This is a genomic window from Burkholderia sp. FW306-1C-G01B, from assembly GCF_058781685.1.
On sequence record NZ_JBYSWZ010000021.1, the window covers coordinates 38,416 to 55,596 of the forward strand.

Here is a 17,181-nt window from a genome sequence, read left to right on the forward strand (position 1 = left end):
TGCGTTTCGCGCCTTCGCCGGCTGCCTTGTCGCGATAGGGCGTGCGCTTGGCGTCGTCAGCGCCTGCGCGGCGCGGGCGCGCATCGTCGTCGCTGCGACGGGGCGGGCGGTCGGACGACGTACGGCGATCGCCGAAGCCGCGTTTCGCGCCTTCGCCGGCTGCCTTGTCGCGATAGGGCGTGCGCTTGACGTCGTCAGCGCCTGCGCGGCGCGGCCGTGCATCGTCGTCGCTGCGGCGGGCCGGGCGGTCGGACGACGTACGGCGGTCGTCGAAGCCGCGTTTCGCGCCTTCGCCGGCTGCCTTGTCGCGATAGGGCGTGCGCTTGGCGTCGTCAGCGCCTGCGCGGCGCGGGCGTGCATCGTCGTCGCTGCGACGGGGCGGGCGGTCTGACGACGAGCGGCGGTCATCGAAGCTGCGCTTCGCGCCTTCGCCGGCTGCCTTGTCGCGATAGGGTGCGCGCGTGCCGCCTTCTGCGCCTGCGCGGCGCGGCCGTGCATCGTCGTCGCTGCGACGGGCCGGGCGATCGGACGACGTACGGCGGTCATCGAAGCTGCGCTTCGCGCCTTCGCCGGCTGCCCTGTCGCGATAGGGTGTGCGCTTTGCGTCGTCAGCGCCTGCGCGGCGCGGCCGTGCGTCGTCGTCGCTGCGACGGGGCGGGCGGTCTGACGACGAGCGACGGTCGTCGAAACTGCGCTTGGCGCCTGCGCCGATTGCGTTGTCACGATAGGGCGCGCGCGCGCCGCCTTCGGCACCCGCGCGGCGCGGCCGTGCATCATCGTCGCTGCGACGGGGCGGGCGCGAGTCGGGCTTGCCGTCAGCGCTGCGATAGCTGCGTTCGGTACCGCCGTCGCGCGGCGCACGCTTGGCCGTTGCGCGATCCGCGCCCGGGCGCTCGGCGCCCGCGGCACCGCGCGGCTTGAACGTGCGTTCGCCGGCGGCTGCCGGGCCCGACGCCTTCTTCGGGCGGGCCGGCTTGTCTGTCGCGGGCGGCGCAGCGGGACGCACCGCCTTGCGGGCGACGAGGCTGCCGGAGCGGACAGGTGCGCGGGTCGGCGACGCCGGCCGCGGATTCTTGACGGTCAATTTGGTGCGCATAAACGCTGGGATTCATTCAGACTGCGATCGCACGCAGCAATTCGGTTTCGAGCTGGATCTGCAGGCGGTTGTCGGACAAGCCGGCGCCCGCGAGCAGGAAGATGTCCTCGACGCGTTCGCCGAGCGTATTGATCCGCGCCGCGTGGACGCCGATCCGATGCTCGGCGAGTACGCGCGCGATCGAATAGAGAAGGCCCGGCCGGTCGTTGGCGGACACGGACAGGATGTAGTACTGACCGCGCTCGTCGGCCCGCAGGTCGACGCGCGGCGTGATCGGAAAGGTTCGGGACAGCCTCGACAGGCGGCCCTTGGACGGTTCCGGCAGCGGTGCGGTTTCGGCGAGCCGCGTTGCGAGCTGCTGTTCGACGAGATTCGCGATGTCGCGGTACCGCACGTCGCGTTCGGTCTGCGTGACGATGAAGTTGTCGAGCGCGTAGCCGTGCCGCGTCGTGCTGACGCGTGCGTCGAGCACCGACAGCCCGTTGCGGTCGAAATACGCGCAGATGCCCGCGAACAGGTCGGGGCGGTCCTTCACGTACACGAGCACCTGCAGTGCGTCGCCGATCGGCGACGGCCGCGCGCGGACGATCGCGGTTTCGGCGTTCACGTGCCGGTACAGCACACGCGTCTGCCATGCGATATCGGCCGCATCGTGACGCAGGAAGAAGCCGACGTCGAGCTGATCCCACAGCGCGCGGTGCGCGTCGTCGGGCACGGTTTCGAGGCGCAGCAGCGCGAGCGCCTGTTCCTGCCGCGACTTCAGCTCCGAATGCGCGTCGGGGTTCGCGCCGCCGAGCACCGCGAGCGTGATGCGGTACAGATCCTCGAGCAGCTTGCCCTTCCACGTGTTCCACACCTTCGGGCTCGTGCCGCGGATATCGGCGACGGTCAGCAGGTAGAGCGCGGTGAGGCGCCGTTCGTTGCCGACGAGTTCGGCGAAGCGCTTGATGACTTCGGGGTCGCTCGTGTCCTGCTTCTGCGCGACTTGGCTCATCGTCAGGTGATGCTGGACGAGCCACACGATCAGCGCCGCGTCGTCGCCGGCGATCTCGTGTTCGCGGCAGAAGCGCCGCGCATCGGCCATCCCGAGCGTCGAGTGGTCGCCGCCGCGGCCCTTCGCGATGTCGTGGAACAGCGCCGCGACATACAGCACCCACGGACGGTCGAAGTTGCCGATCAACTGGCTGCAGAACGGGTATTCGTGCGCATGCTCGGCGACCGCGAAGCGGCGGATGTTGCGCAACACCATCAGGATGTGCTGGTCGACCGTGTACACGTGGTACAGGTCGTGCTGCATCTGGCCGACGATGCGGCGGAAGTTCAGCAGATAGCGGCCGAGCACGCTCGTCTGGTTCATCAGCCGGAACGCGTGCGTGATCCCTTCGGGCTGTTGCAGGATCCGCATGAACGTGTGGCGGTTCTGCGGATCGCGGCGCCACGCGTTGTTCATGATTTCGCGCGAGTTGTACAGCGCGCGCAGCGTGCGCGCGGACAGGCCTTTCACGCCGCGGGTCGTTTCGTACAGCAGGAACGCTTCGAGGATTGCATCGGGATGGCGTTCGAACACGCCGTCGTCGACGATCTCAAGCATCCCCTGCTTCTCGACGAAGCGGTCGGGCGACAGCACGCGCGTGATGCCGCTCGTCGCGGGGAAGAGCTGCGCCTCGATGTTCTGGATCAGGATCGTCGCGAGCTGCGTGACGGCTTTCGCGGCCCAGTAATAGCGGCGCATCAGTTGCTCGCTCGCGCGCTTGGCCTGCGTCGGCTGGTAGCCGAAGCTCTCGGCGGCCTGCGTCTGCAGGTCGAAGACGAGCATGTCCTGGCGGCGGCCGGCGATCACGTGCAGCCGTGCGCGCAGCGTCTTCAGGAAACCCTCGTTGCGGCGCAGCTCGCGCGCTTCGCGATCGGTGATGAGGCCGCGCGTGTCGAGCTCGCGCCAGCTGCTGCCGAAACCCGCCGCGCGCGCGATCCACAGGATCGTCTGCAGGTCGCGCAGCCCGCCGGGGCTTTCCTTCACGTTCGGTTCGAGGCTGTACGGCGTGTCCTGGAACTTCGCGTGGCGCTGGCGCATCTCGAGCACCTTCGCGGTGAAGAACGCGCGGGCGTCGAGCGCCTCGTGGTAGCGCACCGTGAAGCGCTCGAACAGCGCGGTGCTGCCGACGATGCGGCGCGCTTCCAGCAGCGAGGTTTGCACCGTGACGTCCTGCGATGCTTCCTCGATGCATTGCGCGACCGTGCGCACGCTGCTGCCGATCTCGAGGCCGAGATCCCATGCCATCCCGATGAAACGCTCGATGCGCGGGTCGAGCGCCGGGTCGTGCGCATCGGGCAGCAGTACGAGGATGTCGACGTCGGAATAAGGGGCGAGCTCGCCGCGCCCGTAGCCGCCGACGGCGATGAGCGCGAGCGTCGCCGGCAGCCCGCAATCGTCCCACACGCGCTTCAGTGCGTCGTCGGTGAGTTTCGACTGCGCGTGCATCAGCGACGCGACGTTCGTCGCGCGGCGAAAGCGCTCGAGCATGTCGGCCTTGGCGGCCTTGAATTCGGCGCGCCGCGACAGTGCGTCGGGCGAGGGGGCGGCGTGAGCGCTCATGGGCGGCCGTTCAGGTGGGGGCGGGGCGGGCTGGCGCGACGGCGCTCAGACTGCTGCGGCCGGTTGCGCGAACACGGGGCGCGCCGGCGTGCCGGCCGACACGGTCAGCACGTCGTAGCCGGTTTCGGTGACGAGCACCGTATGCTCCCACTGCGCGGACAGGCTGCGGTCGCGCGTCTTGACCGTCCACTGGTCGGGCATCGTGCGGATGTCGCGCTTGCCGGCGTTGATCATCGGCTCGATCGTGAAGATCATCCCGGGCTTCAGCTCGATGCCCGTGCCCGGACGGCCGTAGTGGACGACCTGCGGATCCTCGTGGAACACCGTGCCGATGCCGTGGCCGCAGTATTCGCGCACGACGCTGTAGCCCTGCGCTTCCGCATGCTTCTGGATCGCGTGGCCGATGTCGCCGAGGTGCGCGCCGGGCTTGACCTGGTCGATGCCGAGCCACATGCACTCGTAGGTGGTCTGCACGAGGCGCTTCGCGAGGATCGAGCCCTCGCCGACGATGAACATCCGGCTCGTGTCGCCGAAGTAGCCGTTCTTGATCACGGTGATGTCGATGTTCAGCGCGTCGCCGTTCTTGATCACCTTCTCGCCAGGAATGCCGTGGCAGATCACGTCGTTGACCGAAATGCAGGTGGCCTTCGGGTACGGCGGATAGCCGGGCGGCTGGTAGTTCAGCGGCGCGGGGATCGTGCCCTGTTCGTTGAGCATGAACTCGTGGCAGAGGCGATCGAGTTCGGCGGTCGTGACGCCCGCGACGACGTGCGGCGTGATGAAGTCGAGCACTTCGCTCGCGAGACGGCAGGCGACGCGCATCTCGGCGATATCGTGTTCGTTTTTGAGCGTAATAGTCATCGAGGTATGCCTGGAATGCGGTGAATTGATGGATTATCGCACCTTATGGCGGGCGTCGCAGCCCCTGCCGGCCGCGCCGATGCGGGTTTTCGCGGATTGTCCGGCCGGCTGCCGCACGGCAAGCGAAAGTGGCGGGCGACTTGAGAGCCGACAAATCGGCGTGCTATACTCTTTGGCTAAGTCGATATCCAAATGCCGAGTTTGTCCCATGTTGGGGCGGCATCGCGGTGACAGGCTTACGGCACGGGCGTTTTGCACGTGCCGAATCGCAAGCCGGCGCAACCAGGGTGCCGGCCGCGCAGAATTCGTTGCCTTTCGGAGTAATTCGGGGCAGGTTCGCGCGGCGGTACGGCGGCCGGCTTAAGACCCAACCCTCGTGGAGAATTCACATGGCAGTTACGATGCGCCAAATGCTGGAAGCGGGTGTCCACTTCGGTCACCAGACGCGCTTCTGGAACCCGAAGATGGCACCGTTCATTTTCGGTCACCGCAACAAGATTCACATCATCAACCTCGAAAAGACGCTGCCGATGTTCACGGACGCACAGAAGTACGTGCGCCAGCTGGCAGCGAACCGCGGCACGATCCTGTTCGTCGGCACGAAGCGCCAGTCGCGCGACACGATCGCCCAAGAAGCGCAGCGCGCGGGCATGCCGTACGTCAACGCACGCTGGCTCGGCGGCATGATGACCAACTTCAAGACGCTGAAGGTGTCGATCAAGCGCCTGAAGGACATGGAAGCGGCCGTCGAATCGGGCGAAACCGAGAAGATGAGCAAGAAGGAAGCGCTGCTGTTCGAACGTGAAATCGCCAAGCTGCAGAAGTCGATCGGCGGCGTGAAGGACATGGGCGGCATTCCGGACGCAATCTTCGTCGTCGACGTCGGCTACCACAAGATTGCCGTCACCGAAGCGAACAAGCTGGGCGTGCCGGTCATCGCCGTGGTCGATACGAACCACTCGCCGGAAGGTGTGGACTACGTGATCCCGGGCAACGACGACTCGAGCAAGGCAGTCGCGCTGTACGCGGAAGGCGTGGCCGACGCGATCCTGGAAGGCCGTGCGAACGCGGTCAACGAAGTGGTCCAGGCAGCGCGTGGCGACGACGAGTACGTCGAGGAAAACGCGTAACTGGCCCCGAGCCGGCGCAAAAAGGGGGGCTCTCAACAGGCCCCCTTTTTTTAAGCTTGTGCGCCGGACCTGATCGCGCCGAAGCGGCGCGGGTCCGGAAACGAATCTCGGCCGTTCGCGTCCAAGCGGGCGGCGTTGTGAATACAGACTCAAGGAGCGAATGATGGCGGCAATTACCGCAAGCATGGTGGCAGAACTGCGCGCAAAGACCGACGCACCGATGATGGAGTGCAAGAAGGCGCTGACGGAAGCCGACGGCGATCTGGCCAAGGCTGAAGAGCTGCTGCGCGTCAAGCTCGGCAACAAGGCGAGCAAGGCGGCATCGCGCGTGACGGCCGAAGGCGTCGTCGCATCGTTCGTCGGCGGCAACGCAGGCGCGCTGGTCGAACTGAACTGCGAAACCGACTTCGTCGCGAAGAACGACGACTTCCTCGCATTCTCGAAGACGGTCGCCGAACTCGTCGCGACGCAGAACCCGGCCGACGTGGCCGCGCTGTCGGCACTGCCGCTCGAGGGCTCGACGGTCGACGCAGTGCGCCTGGCGCTGATCGGCAAGATCGGCGAGAACGTGTCGATCCGCCGTTTCGTCCGCTTCGAAACCGCGAACAAGATCGCAACGTACCTGCACGGCGCGCGCATCGGCGTGATCGTCGAGTACACGGGTGCGCAAGAGCAGGTCGGCAAGGACGTCGCGATGCACATCGCGGCAATGAAGCCGGTCGCGCTGTCGTCGGCCGACGTGCCGGCCGAGCTGATCGAGACGGAACGCCGCGTGGCCGAGCAGAAGGCTGCGGAATCGGGCAAGCCGGCCGAGATCGTCGCGAAGATGGTCGACGGTAGCGTCCAGAAGTACCTGAAGGAAGTGTCGCTGCTGAACCAGACGTTCGTGAAGAACGACAAGCAGACGATCGAGCAGATGCTGAAGGCAGCGGATTCCGCCGTGCAGAAGTTCGCGCTGTTCGTCGTCGGCGAAGGCATCGAGAAGCGCCAGGACGACTTCGCCGCCGAAGTGGCCGCGCAAGTCGCAGCAGCAAAGCAGCAGTAAGCAGTCAGGCAGTACCCGCGGCGGGCGTCCGCTCCCCCCCCCCCGGCGGCGCCGCCGGCCGGCCGGGAACCCCGGTCCGGCCGTCGGCGCTTGCCCGAATCAGTATTTCGCCCCTACAGTTCGTGGTTGTCATCCTCTCGTCGCTCGGAAGCCCCTATGTCCAATGCCTATAAACGCGTCCTCCTCAAACTCTCCGGCGAAGCGCTGATGGGCGACGATGCCTTCGGCATCAATCGCGCGACGATCGAACGGATGGTGGCCGATATCGCCGAAGTCGTGCGTCTCGGTACGCAGCTGGCGGTCGTGATCGGTGGCGGTAATATTTTCCGCGGTGTCGCGGGCGGCGCGGCCGGCATGGATCGCGCGACCGCCGACTACATGGGGATGCTCGCAACGATGATGAACGCGCTGGCGCTGCAGGACGCGATGCGCCACGCCGGCATCGAGGCGCGCGTGCAATCCGCGCTGCGGATGGACCAGGTCGTCGAGCCGTACATCCGGCCCCGCGCGATCCGCCAGCTCGAGGAAGGCCGCGTCGTGATCTTCGCGGCCGGCACCGGCAACCCGTTCTTCACGACGGACACCGCCGCGGCACTGCGCGGTTCGGAAGTGGGCGCCGAGGTCGTGCTGAAGGCGACCAAGGTCGATGGCGTATATTCTGCCGATCCGAAGAAGGATCCGTCGGCCACGCGCTACACGACGATCAGCTTCGACGAGGCGATCAGCCGCAACCTGCAGGTGATGGACGCGACGGCGTTTGCGCTGTGCCGCGACCAGAAGCTGCCGATTCGCGTGTTTTCGATCAACAAGCCGGGCGCGCTCAAGCGCATCGTGCTGGGCGAGGACGAAGGTACGCTCGTCCACGTGTAAACTCCCGCGGATGCGGGCATTGGCCGTGGCGCGCAAGATGCGCCGGGCAGCGCCCGCGTTCTTTGAAGGTTTGAAGGTTCGGAGGTTGAAATGAGTGTCGCTGATACCAAGAAGGGCGTCGAGCAAAAGATGCAGCGCTCGATCGAAGCGTTCAAGAACGATCTGGCAAAGATCCGTACGGGCCGTGCGCACACCGGTCTGCTCGATCATGTGCAGGTCGACTACTACGGGTCGATGGTGCCGATCTCGCAGGTCGCGAACCTGACGCTGGTCGACGCGCGCACGATCGGCGTGCAGCCGTGGGAAAAGAACATGGTCGCGAAGGTCGAGAAGGCCATTCGCGAAGCCGATCTGGGCCTGAACCCGGCAACGGCCGGCGACCTGATCCGCGTGCCGATGCCCGCGCTGACGGAAGAGCGCCGCCGCGAGCTGACGAAGGTCGTCAAGAGCGAAGGCGAAACGGCCAAGGTCGCGATCCGCAACCTGCGCCGCGACGCGAACGAAGCGCTCAAGAAGCTCGTGAAGGACAAGGAAATCTCGGAAGACGACGAGCGCCGCGCGAGCGACGACGTGCAGAAGCTGACCGACAAGCACGTTGCCGAAATCGACAAGCTCGTGCAGACCAAGGAAGCCGAGATCATGACGGTCTGACGACCGTCCTCGCGCGCCGCCTTCTTCCCGCATTACTGTCTCAACGGCCATGACCTATACCAGCTCTACCGTTCGCGTGCCTGACGTCGGCGTCGTGCCGCGTCACATCGCGATCATCATGGACGGCAACGGCCGTTGGGCAACCGAACGCCGCTTGCCGCGCGTCGCGGGGCATACCCGCGGCGTCGATGCCGTGCGGGCGGTGGTCGAAGGCTGCGCGCGCGCCGGCGTCGAATACCTGACGCTGTTCGCGTTCAGTTCGGAAAACTGGCGCCGGCCGAACGACGAAGTGTCGTTCCTGATGCGGCTCTTCATCACCGCGCTCGAGCGCGAGGTGGGCAAGCTGCATGCGAACGGAATCCGCCTGCGTGTCGTCGGCGATCTCGAGCGCTTCGAGCCGCGCATCCGCGAACTGATTCGCCGCGCCGAGACGAAGACGGCGCGCAACACCCGTCTTACGCTCACCATCGCTGCCAACTACGGCGGCCGGTGGGACATCCTGCAGGCGACGAAGAAACTCGTCGAGCAGGCCGTGCGCGAGGGTCGCGAGGTCGAAGTGACCGAGGACGCATTCGCGCCGCACCTGGCGATGGCCTATGCGCCGGAGCCCGATCTCTTCATCCGCACCGGCGGCGAGCAGCGCGTCAGCAACTTCCTGCTGTGGCAGCTCGCGTACGCCGAATTCTATTTCACCGACAAATACTGGCCGGATTTCGACGGCGCGGCACTGGCCGACGCGATGGCGTCGTATACCGAGCGCGAGCGCCGTTTCGGGCGCACGAGCGCGCAGCTCGAACCGCAATCGCAGAACGCCGACTCCCTTTCATGCTGAAAACCCGTGTGATCACGGCGATCGTGATGCTGGCAGTGCTGCTGCCGGTGACGCTGTTCGCGCCGCTCGCCGCGTTCGGCGCGCTGATCGGCGTCGTGCTCGTGTTCGCCGCATGGGAATGGGCGCGCCTGCTGAAGCTCGGCGGCGCCGGCCCGGTCGTTTATGCGGTCGTCGCGGCGCTCGCGCTGGCGGCCACCACGCCGCTCGGCATCGATGCGACTGCATCCCGTCCCCTTTTCATGGCGGCCGGCGTGTTCTGGCTGCTGGTCGGCCCGTTCGCGCTGCGGCGCAAGCCCGAACTTGCAGGCGGCGTCTGGCGGCCGTTCCTGCTGGCGGCCGGGGTGATCGTGTTCGCGGCCTGCTGGCATGCGCTCGTCGCGGCGCGCGCGCAGGGCGTGCCGTTCGTGCTGTCGCTACTGCTGGTCGTCTGGCTGGCCGATATCGGCGCATACTTCGCGGGCAAGGCCTTCGGAAAGCGTAAACTGGCCATTACGATCAGTCCCGGCAAGAGCTGGGAAGGCGCGATCGGCGGCTGGCTTGCGGTGATGGTCGTCGCCGGTGTCGCGACGGCCGCGCATGCTTTCGAGCCGACCCTGTTTTCCGCATTCGCCGTGCGCTACGGAATGCCCGGTGCGTGGGCCGCGCTGACGCTGCTGGTTGCGTACAGCGTGATCGGCGACCTGTTCGAGTCGCTGCTGAAGCGGCAGGCCGGTGTGAAGGATTCGAGCGGACTGCTGCCCGGCCATGGCGGCGTGCTCGACCGTGTCGACGCGCTGCTGCCGGTGCTGCCGCTCGCGATGCTGCTGCTTGGTTAAACCATTATCTCTGTTATGCAAAAACGTCTGACATTGCTCGGTTCCACGGGCTCGATCGGAGACAGCACGCTCGACGTGGTCGCGCGCCATCCCGAGCGATTCACGGTCTACGCGCTGACCGCGCACCGCAACGGCGACAAGCTCGTCGAGCAGTGCCTGCGCTTCGCGCCTGAAGTGGCGGTGGTCGGCGATGCCGCGACGGCCGCGCACGTCGAAGCGAAACTGCGCGCGGCGGGCAGCAAGACGACCGTGCTGCACGGGTCGCAGGCGCTCGTCGACGTGTCGACGAGCGACGGCTGCGACACGGTGGTCGCGGCGATCGTCGGCGCGGCAGGCCTCGCGCCGAGCCTCGCGGCCGCGCGTGCCGGCAAGCGGATCCTGCTCGCGAACAAGGAAGCGCTCGTGATGTCGGGCGCGATCTTCATGGACGCCGTGCGCGACCATGGCGCGATCCTGCTGCCGGTCGACAGCGAGCACAACGCGATTTTCCAGTGCATGCCGCGCGACGCGGCCGAGCATGGCGGGATCTCGAAGATCATCCTGACCGCATCGGGCGGCCCGTTCCGCACGCGCGAACCGGCCACGCTCGTCGACGTGACGCCGGACGAGGCGTGCAAGCACCCGAACTGGGTGATGGGCCGCAAGATCTCGGTCGATTCCGCGACGATGATGAACAAGGGTCTCGAGGTCATCGAGGCGCACTGGATCTTCGGGCTGCCGGGCGACCGGATCGACGTGCTGATCCATCCGCAGAGCGTGATCCATTCGCTCGTGTCGTACCGCGACGGCTCGGTGCTCGCGCAGCTCGGCAACCCCGACATGCGCACGCCGATCGCGCATGCGCTCGCGTTTCCCGATCGCGTCGATGCGGGCGTCGACCAGCTCGACCTCGCGCAGATCGCGCAGCTGTCGTTCGAGAAGCCCGATTACGCGCGCTTCCCGTGCCTCGCGCTCGCGCTGAAGGCGCTTGAGGAAGGCGGCATCGCGAGCGCCGCATTGAACGCGGCGAACGAAGTTGCGGTCGAAGCATTTCTCGAGCGCCGGATCGGTTTCATGGCGATCGCGGCGACGGTCGACGCAGTGCTCAACGCGCTGCCGAACCGTGCACCCGACGGGCTCGACGACGTCCTGGCGGCGGATGCCGAGGCACGCCGCCTCGCCGCCGCGATCATTGCAAAAGCGCCTGCGCCCCGCGTGGAGCGTACTGTCTGAATGGAGTGCTCATGAACGTGCTGGTCGAACTGATCGCGTTTGCGGTGGCGATCGGGGTGCTGGTCGTCGTGCATGAGTACGGACATTATCGCGTCGCGCGCTGGTGCGGCGTGAAGGTGCTGCGTTTCTCGATCGGCTTCGGCCAGCCCGTCGCGCGCTGGGTCAGCCGCAGGACGGGCACCGAGTGGACGCTGTCCGCACTGCCGCTCGGCGGCTACGTGAAGATGCTCGACGAGCGCGATCCGGGCTCCGGCATCAAGCCGGAGGAGCTCGGCCAGGCGTTCAACCGCCAGTCGGTCTACAAGCGCATCGCGATCGTCGCGGCGGGGCCGATTGCGAACTTCCTGTTGGCAATCGTGCTGTTTTCCGTCGTATTCGCGTCCGGCGTGACCGAGCCGGCCGCGATCGTCGCGCCGCCGGCCGCCGGCACGGTGGCGGCCCGCGCGGGCTTCGACGGCAGCGAGACGATCGTGTCGATCCGCAACGTGCGCGTAGGCGATGCGCAGGGCGGCGAGTCGGAGCCGGTGCGGTCGTGGTCGGACCTGCGCTGGAAGCTGCTGGCGGCCGCGTTCGATCATCGCGAGATCGTGCTCGGCGCGCGCGATGGCAGCGCGACGTTCGATTTCCGCGTCGACCTCCGCAATGTTCCCGAAAGTCAGCTCGACGACGATTTCATGACGCACCTGGGCTTCGAGGCCGGCGGCGGCACGCTGTCGGTCGCGTCGGTGCAGCCCGGCAGCGCGGCGGAGCAGGCGGGCCTGAAGGCCGGCGACAAGCTGGTCGCGCTCGACGGCAAGCCGATCGGCGGCGCGTCGCGCTTCATCGATTCCGTCAAGCACCATGCGGGCAAGGCGCTCGACCTGCGGATCGAGCGCGACGGCGCCGCGCAGACGGTATCGATCGTGCCGCAGATGCAGCGCGACGACGAATCGGGGCAGCAGGTCGGCCGGATCGGCGCGGCGCTGTCGATGCACACGCCGTCCGTCGACGTGCGCTACGGGCCGATCGAGAGCCTGCGGCTCGGCGTGCACCGCACGTGGGACATCTCCGTGTATTCGCTGCGGATGTTCGGGCGGATGATCACGGGCAATGCGTCGCTGAAGAACCTGTCCGGCCCCGTGACGATTGCCGACTACGCGGGCAAGAGCGCACGGCTCGGTCCGTCGGCGTTCCTGTCGTTCCTCGCCCTTGTCAGCATTAGCCTTGGCGTCCTGAACTTGTTGCCGATTCCCGTTTTGGACGGGGGGCATCTGTTATATTATGCGGTTGAAGCCGCGACCGGGAAAGCCGTCTCGGAGCGCTGGCAACTGATTCTGCAAAGAGCCGGGTTGATCTGCATCGTCGTGTTGTCGGCGATCGCGCTGTTCAACGATCTGGCTCGGCTAATCCATTTCTGAAGCGTCAGGCGGCCGCCGCTGGGCAGTCGCCCGATTTGATGCAGCTTAAATATTGGGGATGCATGTTGTTCAAACCTCATCGCTTTGTACCTAAGACAGTTGCAGCGGCCGCGCTCGCCGCGCACGGCCTTGCGGCGCATGCAGCGGCACCGTTCGTGGTGCAAGACATCAAGATCGAGGGGCTGCAGCGCGTCGAAGCGGGTTCGGTGTTCGCCTATCTGCCGATCAAGCAGGGCGATACCTTCACGGACGACAAGGCATCCGAAGCAATCCGCGCGCTGTACGCGACGGGCTTCTTCAACGACGTGCGCATCGCCACGCAGGGCAACGTCGTGATCGTGCAGGTGCAGGAGCGTCCGGCGATCGCGTCGATCGACTTCACCGGCACGAAGGAATTCGACAAGGACAACCTGACGAAGGCGCTGCGCGCCGTCGGTCTCGCCGACGGCCGCTACTACGACAAGGCGCTCGTCGACAAGGCGGAGCAGGAGCTCAAGCGCCAGTACCTGACGCGCGGCTTCTACGCGGCCGAAGTCAAGACGACGGTCACGCCGGTCGACGCGAACCGCGTATCGATCCTGTTCGCGGTGGCCGAAGGCCCGAGCGCGAAGATCCGCCAGATCAACTTCATCGGCAACAAGGCGTTCAAGACGAGCACGCTGCGCGACGAGATGCAGCTGTCGACGCCGAACTGGTTCTCCTGGTACACGAAGAACGACCTGTACTCGAAGGAAAAGCTGACGGGCGACCTCGAGGCCGTGCGCTCGTACTACCTGAACCGCGGCTACCTCGAGTTCAACATCGAGTCGACCCAGGTGTCGATCTCGCCCGACAAGAAGGACATGTACCTGACGGTCACGCTGCACGAAGGCGAGCCGTACACGGTGTCGGGCATCAAGCTGTCGGGCAACCTGCTCGATCGCGAGGCCGAACTCAACAAGCTGATCAAGATCAAGCCGGGCGACCGCTTCTCGGCCGAAAAGCTGCAGCAGACCACCAAGTCGATCGTCGACAAGCTCGGTGAATACGGCTATGCATTCGCGGCCGTCAACGCGCAGCCGGACATCGACCAGGCGAACCACAAGGTGAACCTGAACCTCGTCGTCGATCCGAGCCGCCGCGTGTACGTGCGCCGCATCAACGTCGTCGGCAACACGCGCACGCGCGACGAAGTGGTGCGCCGCGAAATGCGCCAGCTCGAAAGCTCGTGGTTCGATTCGAACCGCCTCGCGCTGTCGAAGGACCGCGTGAACCGTCTCGGTTACTTCACCAACGTCGACGTGACGACGGTGCCGGTCGAAGGCACGAACGACCAGGTCGACGTGAACGTGAAGGTCGACGAAAAGCCGACCGGCGCGATCACGCTGGGCGCCGGCTTCTCGTCGACGGACAAGGTCGTGCTGTCGGCCGGCGTGTCGCAGGACAACGTGTTCGGTTCGGGTACCAGCCTGTCGGTGAACGTCAACACCGCGAAGAGCTACCGCACGCTGACCGTCACGCAGGTCGACCCGTACTTCACGGTCGACGGCATCAAGCGGATCACGGACGTCTACTACCGGACGTACCAGCCGCTCTACTATTCGACGAGCTCGAGCTTCCGGATCATCAGCGCGGGCGGCAACCTGAAGTTCGGCATCCCGTTCTCGGAAGTCGACACCGTCTACTTCGGCGCGGGTTTCGAGCAGAACCGCCTCGACGTCGATTCGAACACGCCGCAGAGCTACCAGGATTACGTGAACCAGTTCGGCCGCGTGTCGAACACGGTGCCGCTGACCGTCGCGTGGTCGCGCGACGCGCGCGACAGCGCGCTGATTCCGAGCCGCGGTTACTTCACGCAGGCGAACATGGAGTACGGCGTGCCGGTCGGCAAGATCCAGTACTACAAGGCCGACCTGCAGGCGCAGTACTACTATTCGTTCTCGCGCGGCTTCATCCTGGGCCTGAACCTGCAGGGCGGCTACGGTAACGGTATCGGCAACCCGTACCCGATCTTCAAGAACTACTACGCGGGCGGTATCGGCTCCGTGCGTGGCTACGAGCCGAGCTCGCTGGGCCCGCGCGACACGAAGACGAACGATCCGATCGGCGGTTCGAAGATGCTGGTCGGCAACATCGAGCTGACGTTCCCGCTGCCGGGCACCGGCTATGACCGCACGCTGCGCGTGTTCACGTTCCTCGACGGCGGTAACGTGTGGGGCAACGCGCCGGGCGGCACGAGTACGGGCGCCAACGGCCTGCGTTACGGCTATGGTGTGGGTCTCGCGTGGATCTCGCCGATCGGCCCGCTGAAGCTGAGCCTTGGCTTCCCGCTGCAGAAGCACGAAGGCGACCAGTACCAGAAATTCCAGTTCCAGATCGGGACGGCGTTCTGACCGAACGCATGACAACAGCAACGAGAGGGTAATTTTGCTAACCGGTAAGTTTTCGAAACGAGTGATGTGCGCGCTGACCGTTGCGCTGGCCCTGGGCGCGGCGACGGTTCACGCACAGGACGTCGCCCGCATCGCGGCGGTCAATTCGGATCGGATCCTGCGCGAGTCGGCGCCCGCGAAGGCGGCGCAGACGAAGCTCGAAGCCGAGTTCGCGAAGCGCGACAAGGATCTGCAGGATCTGGCGGCGCGCCTGAAGTCGATGTCCGATTCGCTGGACAAGGGCGGCACGTCGCTGTCGGCGGCCGATCGCGCGCAGAAGCAGCGCGATCTCGCTCAGCTCGACACCGATTTCCAGCGCAAGCAGCGCGAGTTCCGCGAAGACCTGAACCAGCGTCGCAACGAGGAACTGGCGGCCGTGCTGGAGCGAGCGAACAAGGTCATCAAGCAGATCGCCGAGCAGCAGAACTACGACCTGATCGTGCAGGAAGCCGTGTACGTCAGCCCGCGCATCGACATCACCGACAAGGTGCTCAAGGCGCTCGCGTCCGGCTCGGCGAACTGAACGGAGCAGACGACGAATGGCATTGACGCTTGAGGAACTCGTAAAGCGGTTCGGCGGCGAGATCGCCGGCGACGCACAGTGCAAGGTGAGCGGGCTCGCACCGCTCGACCAGGCAGGCCCTCAGCAACTCGCGTTCCTCGCGAATCCGAAGTACCTGTCGCAGGTCGAGTCGACCCGCGCAGGCGCGGTGCTGATCGCACCGAAGGATCTGGAAAAGCTGGGCGCGGCCGCTAGCAGTCGCAATTTCATCGTGACGCCGAATCCGTACGCGTACTTCGCGCGCGTCGCGCAGATGTTCATCGACCTGGCCGCGCCGCCGCGCGCCGCCGGCGTGCATCCGAGCGCGACGATCGATCCGGCCGCGAAGGTCGCCGCGAGCGCGGTGATCGGCCCGCACGTGACGGTCGAGGCCGGCGCGGTGATCGAGGACGGCGTGCAGCTCGACGCGAACGTATTCGTCGGCCGCGGCACGACGATCGGCGCAGGCTCGCACCTTTATCCCAACGCATCGGTGTACCACGGCTGCAAGGTCGGACCGCGCGCGATCGTCCATGCGGGCGCGGTGATCGGCTCCGACGGCTTCGGCTTCGCGCCGGATTTCGTCGGCGACGGCGACGCCCGCACCGGCAGCTGGGTCAAGATCCCGCAGGTTGGCGGCGTATCGATCGGCCCGGACGTCGAGATCGGCGCGAACACGACGATCGATCGCGGCGCGATGGCGGACACCGTCATCGAGGAATGCGTGAAGATCGACAACCAGGTGCAGATCGGTCACAACTGCCGGATCGGCGCCTATACCGTGATCGCCGGCAGCGCGGGCATTGCGGGCAGCACGACGATCGGCCGCCACTGCATGATCGGCGGCGCGGCCGGGATTGCCGGCCATGTGACGCTCGGCGACTACGTCATCATCACCGCGAAGTCGGGCGTATCGAAGTCGCTGCCGAAGGCCGGCATCTATACCAGCGCGTTCCCGGCCGTCGACCACGGCGAATGGAACAAGAGCGCCGCGCTCGTGCGCAACCTCGACAAGCTGCGCGACCGCATCAAGGCGCTCGAAGCCGCGCTCGCCGCCCAGGGCGGCACGGACGCCTGAGCGCGCCATGCGAGACCACCGACCGGGCACGGCCAGCGCAACCGGCCCGGTTTGTCAGACTGGGCCGCATGGCGGCCCGCTTCAGCCTTTGCATCACCACCGCGCAGCCTCTGCGTGAGACGAACCATCATGAGCACTGAAAAAATCAATCTCGACATCCACAAGATCCTCACGCTGCTGCCGCATCGCTACCCGATTCTGCTCGTCGATCGCGTGCTCGAACTCGAGCCGCACAAAGGGATCAAAGCGCTGAAGAACGTGTCGATCAACGAGCCGTTCTTCCAGGGGCACTTCCCGAAGCGGCCGGTGATGCCGGGCGTGCTGATCCTCGAGGCGCTCGCGCAGGCCGCGGCGCTGCTGACCTTCGCGGAAGAGCAGCCGAAGGATCCGGAGAACACGCTGTATTACTTCGTCGGAATCGACGGCGCGCGCTTCAAGCGCGTGGTCGAACCGGGCGACCAACTGATTCTGAACGTGACGTTCGAACGCTACATCCGCGGCATCTGGAAGTTCAAGGCGGTGGCGGAAGTGGACGGCAAGGTGGCGGCGGAAGCCGAACTGATGTGCACGGTCAAGACGGCCGACGCGGCGCCCTGAGCGACGCGGCACGCATGGGCAACGCAACGCGACACATCACATCGAGAGGCAA

14 protein-coding genes and 1 pseudogene are annotated in these 17,181 nt (G+C 66.2%); 12 read left to right on the forward strand and 3 right to left on the reverse strand.

From position 1 onward, the window contains the following. From AC3WLY_RS31910 to map, 3 genes and pseudogenes are all read right to left on the reverse strand, one after another. A pseudogene (locus AC3WLY_RS31910) lies at positions 1 to 1,096 on the reverse strand (pseudouridine synthase); the annotation flags it as partial. A gap of 16 nt (positions 1,097 to 1,112) precedes the next feature. Further along, positions 1,113 to 3,689, reverse strand: a complete 2,577-nt coding sequence (locus tag AC3WLY_RS31915; protein WP_175961139.1) for a [protein-PII] uridylyltransferase — start codon at positions 3,687 to 3,689, stop codon at positions 1,113 to 1,115. 45 nt (positions 3,690 to 3,734) lie between these two features. Then, positions 3,735 to 4,550, reverse strand: a complete 816-nt coding sequence (map, locus tag AC3WLY_RS31920; protein WP_072437089.1) for a type I methionyl aminopeptidase — start codon at positions 4,548 to 4,550, stop codon at positions 3,735 to 3,737. 389 nt (positions 4,551 to 4,939) lie between these two features. Here map and rpsB point away from each other — a divergent pair, with 389 nt between their 5' ends. The 12 genes from rpsB (at position 4,940) to fabZ (ending at position 17,129) form a co-directional block, all read left to right on the forward strand. Further along, positions 4,940 to 5,680 carry a 30S ribosomal protein S2 gene (gene rpsB / locus AC3WLY_RS31925; protein ID WP_011352461.1) on the forward strand — a complete coding sequence of 247 codons (741 nt, stop codon included), beginning with the start codon at positions 4,940 to 4,942 and terminating at the stop codon, positions 5,678 to 5,680. A 163-nt stretch (positions 5,681 to 5,843) separates the two neighbouring features. Continuing rightward, positions 5,844 to 6,725, forward strand: coding sequence for a translation elongation factor Ts (tsf, locus tag AC3WLY_RS31930; RefSeq protein WP_111017879.1), 882 nt, complete (start codon positions 5,844 to 5,846; stop codon positions 6,723 to 6,725). Between the two features lie 156 nt (positions 6,726 to 6,881). Further along, positions 6,882 to 7,595, forward strand: coding sequence for a UMP kinase (gene pyrH / locus AC3WLY_RS31935; RefSeq protein ID WP_006402648.1), 714 nt, complete (start codon positions 6,882 to 6,884; stop codon positions 7,593 to 7,595). A gap of 90 nt (positions 7,596 to 7,685) precedes the next feature. Continuing rightward, positions 7,686 to 8,246, forward strand: a complete 561-nt coding sequence (gene frr / locus AC3WLY_RS31940; RefSeq protein WP_021159105.1) for a ribosome recycling factor — start codon at positions 7,686 to 7,688, stop codon at positions 8,244 to 8,246. A 49-nt stretch (positions 8,247 to 8,295) separates the two neighbouring features. Further along, positions 8,296 to 9,078 carry a polyprenyl diphosphate synthase gene (gene uppS, locus AC3WLY_RS31945; RefSeq protein ID WP_034207662.1) on the forward strand — a complete coding sequence of 261 codons (783 nt, stop codon included), beginning with the start codon at positions 8,296 to 8,298 and terminating at the stop codon, positions 9,076 to 9,078. Continuing rightward, positions 9,072 to 9,893, forward strand: coding sequence for a phosphatidate cytidylyltransferase (locus AC3WLY_RS31950; RefSeq protein WP_175961136.1), 822 nt, complete (start codon positions 9,072 to 9,074; stop codon positions 9,891 to 9,893). Before uppS ends, AC3WLY_RS31950 begins: the two co-directional genes overlap by 7 nt. A gap of 15 nt (positions 9,894 to 9,908) precedes the next feature. After that, positions 9,909 to 11,105 carry a 1-deoxy-D-xylulose-5-phosphate reductoisomerase gene (locus AC3WLY_RS31955; protein ID WP_175961135.1) on the forward strand — a complete coding sequence of 399 codons (1,197 nt, stop codon included), beginning with the start codon at positions 9,909 to 9,911 and terminating at the stop codon, positions 11,103 to 11,105. Positions 11,106 to 11,116: 11 nt separating this feature from the next. Next, positions 11,117 to 12,502, forward strand: a complete 1,386-nt coding sequence (gene rseP, locus AC3WLY_RS31960) for an RIP metalloprotease RseP (protein ID WP_175961134.1) — start codon at positions 11,117 to 11,119, stop codon at positions 12,500 to 12,502. A gap of 62 nt (positions 12,503 to 12,564) precedes the next feature. After that, the gene (bamA, locus tag AC3WLY_RS31965) at positions 12,565 to 14,874 is read left to right on the forward strand and encodes an outer membrane protein assembly factor BamA (protein WP_083533996.1); all 2,310 of its coding nucleotides are present in this window, start codon (positions 12,565 to 12,567) and stop codon (positions 14,872 to 14,874) included. Between the two features lie 64 nt (positions 14,875 to 14,938). Further along, positions 14,939 to 15,436 (forward strand): OmpH/Skp family outer membrane protein, encoded by a 498-nt coding sequence (locus tag AC3WLY_RS31970; RefSeq protein ID WP_034184747.1) that lies wholly within the window; start codon positions 14,939 to 14,941, stop codon positions 15,434 to 15,436. Between the two features lie 16 nt (positions 15,437 to 15,452). Then, positions 15,453 to 16,532 (forward strand): UDP-3-O-(3-hydroxymyristoyl)glucosamine N-acyltransferase, encoded by a 1,080-nt coding sequence (lpxD, locus tag AC3WLY_RS31975; RefSeq protein ID WP_175961133.1) that lies wholly within the window; start codon positions 15,453 to 15,455, stop codon positions 16,530 to 16,532. A gap of 129 nt (positions 16,533 to 16,661) precedes the next feature. Next, positions 16,662 to 17,129 carry a 3-hydroxyacyl-ACP dehydratase FabZ gene (gene fabZ, locus AC3WLY_RS31980; protein WP_006495559.1) on the forward strand — a complete coding sequence of 156 codons (468 nt, stop codon included), beginning with the start codon at positions 16,662 to 16,664 and terminating at the stop codon, positions 17,127 to 17,129. Positions 17,130 to 17,181 lie beyond the last annotated feature (52 nt).

Bases quoted from the DNA above. Each gene is read 5' to 3' on its own strand.
- AC3WLY_RS31915 (WP_175961139.1), bottom strand. From the start codon at position 3,689: ATGAGCGCTCACGCCGCCCCCTCGCCCGACGCACTGTCGCGGCGCGCC.
- map (WP_072437089.1), bottom strand. From the start codon at position 4,550: ATGACTATTACGCTCAAAAACGAACACGATATCGCCGAGATGCGCGTC.
- rpsB (WP_011352461.1), top strand. From the start codon at position 4,940: ATGGCAGTTACGATGCGCCAAATGCTGGAAGCGGGTGTCCACTTCGGT.
- tsf (WP_111017879.1), top strand. From the start codon at position 5,844: ATGGCGGCAATTACCGCAAGCATGGTGGCAGAACTGCGCGCAAAGACC.
- pyrH (WP_006402648.1), top strand. From the start codon at position 6,882: ATGTCCAATGCCTATAAACGCGTCCTCCTCAAACTCTCCGGCGAAGCG.
- frr (WP_021159105.1), top strand. From the start codon at position 7,686: ATGAGTGTCGCTGATACCAAGAAGGGCGTCGAGCAAAAGATGCAGCGC.
- uppS (WP_034207662.1), top strand. From the start codon at position 8,296: ATGACCTATACCAGCTCTACCGTTCGCGTGCCTGACGTCGGCGTCGTG.
- AC3WLY_RS31950 (WP_175961136.1), top strand. From the start codon at position 9,072: ATGCTGAAAACCCGTGTGATCACGGCGATCGTGATGCTGGCAGTGCTG.
- AC3WLY_RS31955 (WP_175961135.1), top strand. From the start codon at position 9,909: ATGCAAAAACGTCTGACATTGCTCGGTTCCACGGGCTCGATCGGAGAC.
- rseP (WP_175961134.1), top strand. From the start codon at position 11,117: ATGAACGTGCTGGTCGAACTGATCGCGTTTGCGGTGGCGATCGGGGTG.
- bamA (WP_083533996.1), top strand. From the start codon at position 12,565: ATGTTGTTCAAACCTCATCGCTTTGTACCTAAGACAGTTGCAGCGGCC.
- AC3WLY_RS31970 (WP_034184747.1), top strand. From the start codon at position 14,939: ATGTGCGCGCTGACCGTTGCGCTGGCCCTGGGCGCGGCGACGGTTCAC.
- lpxD (WP_175961133.1), top strand. From the start codon at position 15,453: ATGGCATTGACGCTTGAGGAACTCGTAAAGCGGTTCGGCGGCGAGATC.
- fabZ (WP_006495559.1), top strand. From the start codon at position 16,662: ATGAGCACTGAAAAAATCAATCTCGACATCCACAAGATCCTCACGCTG.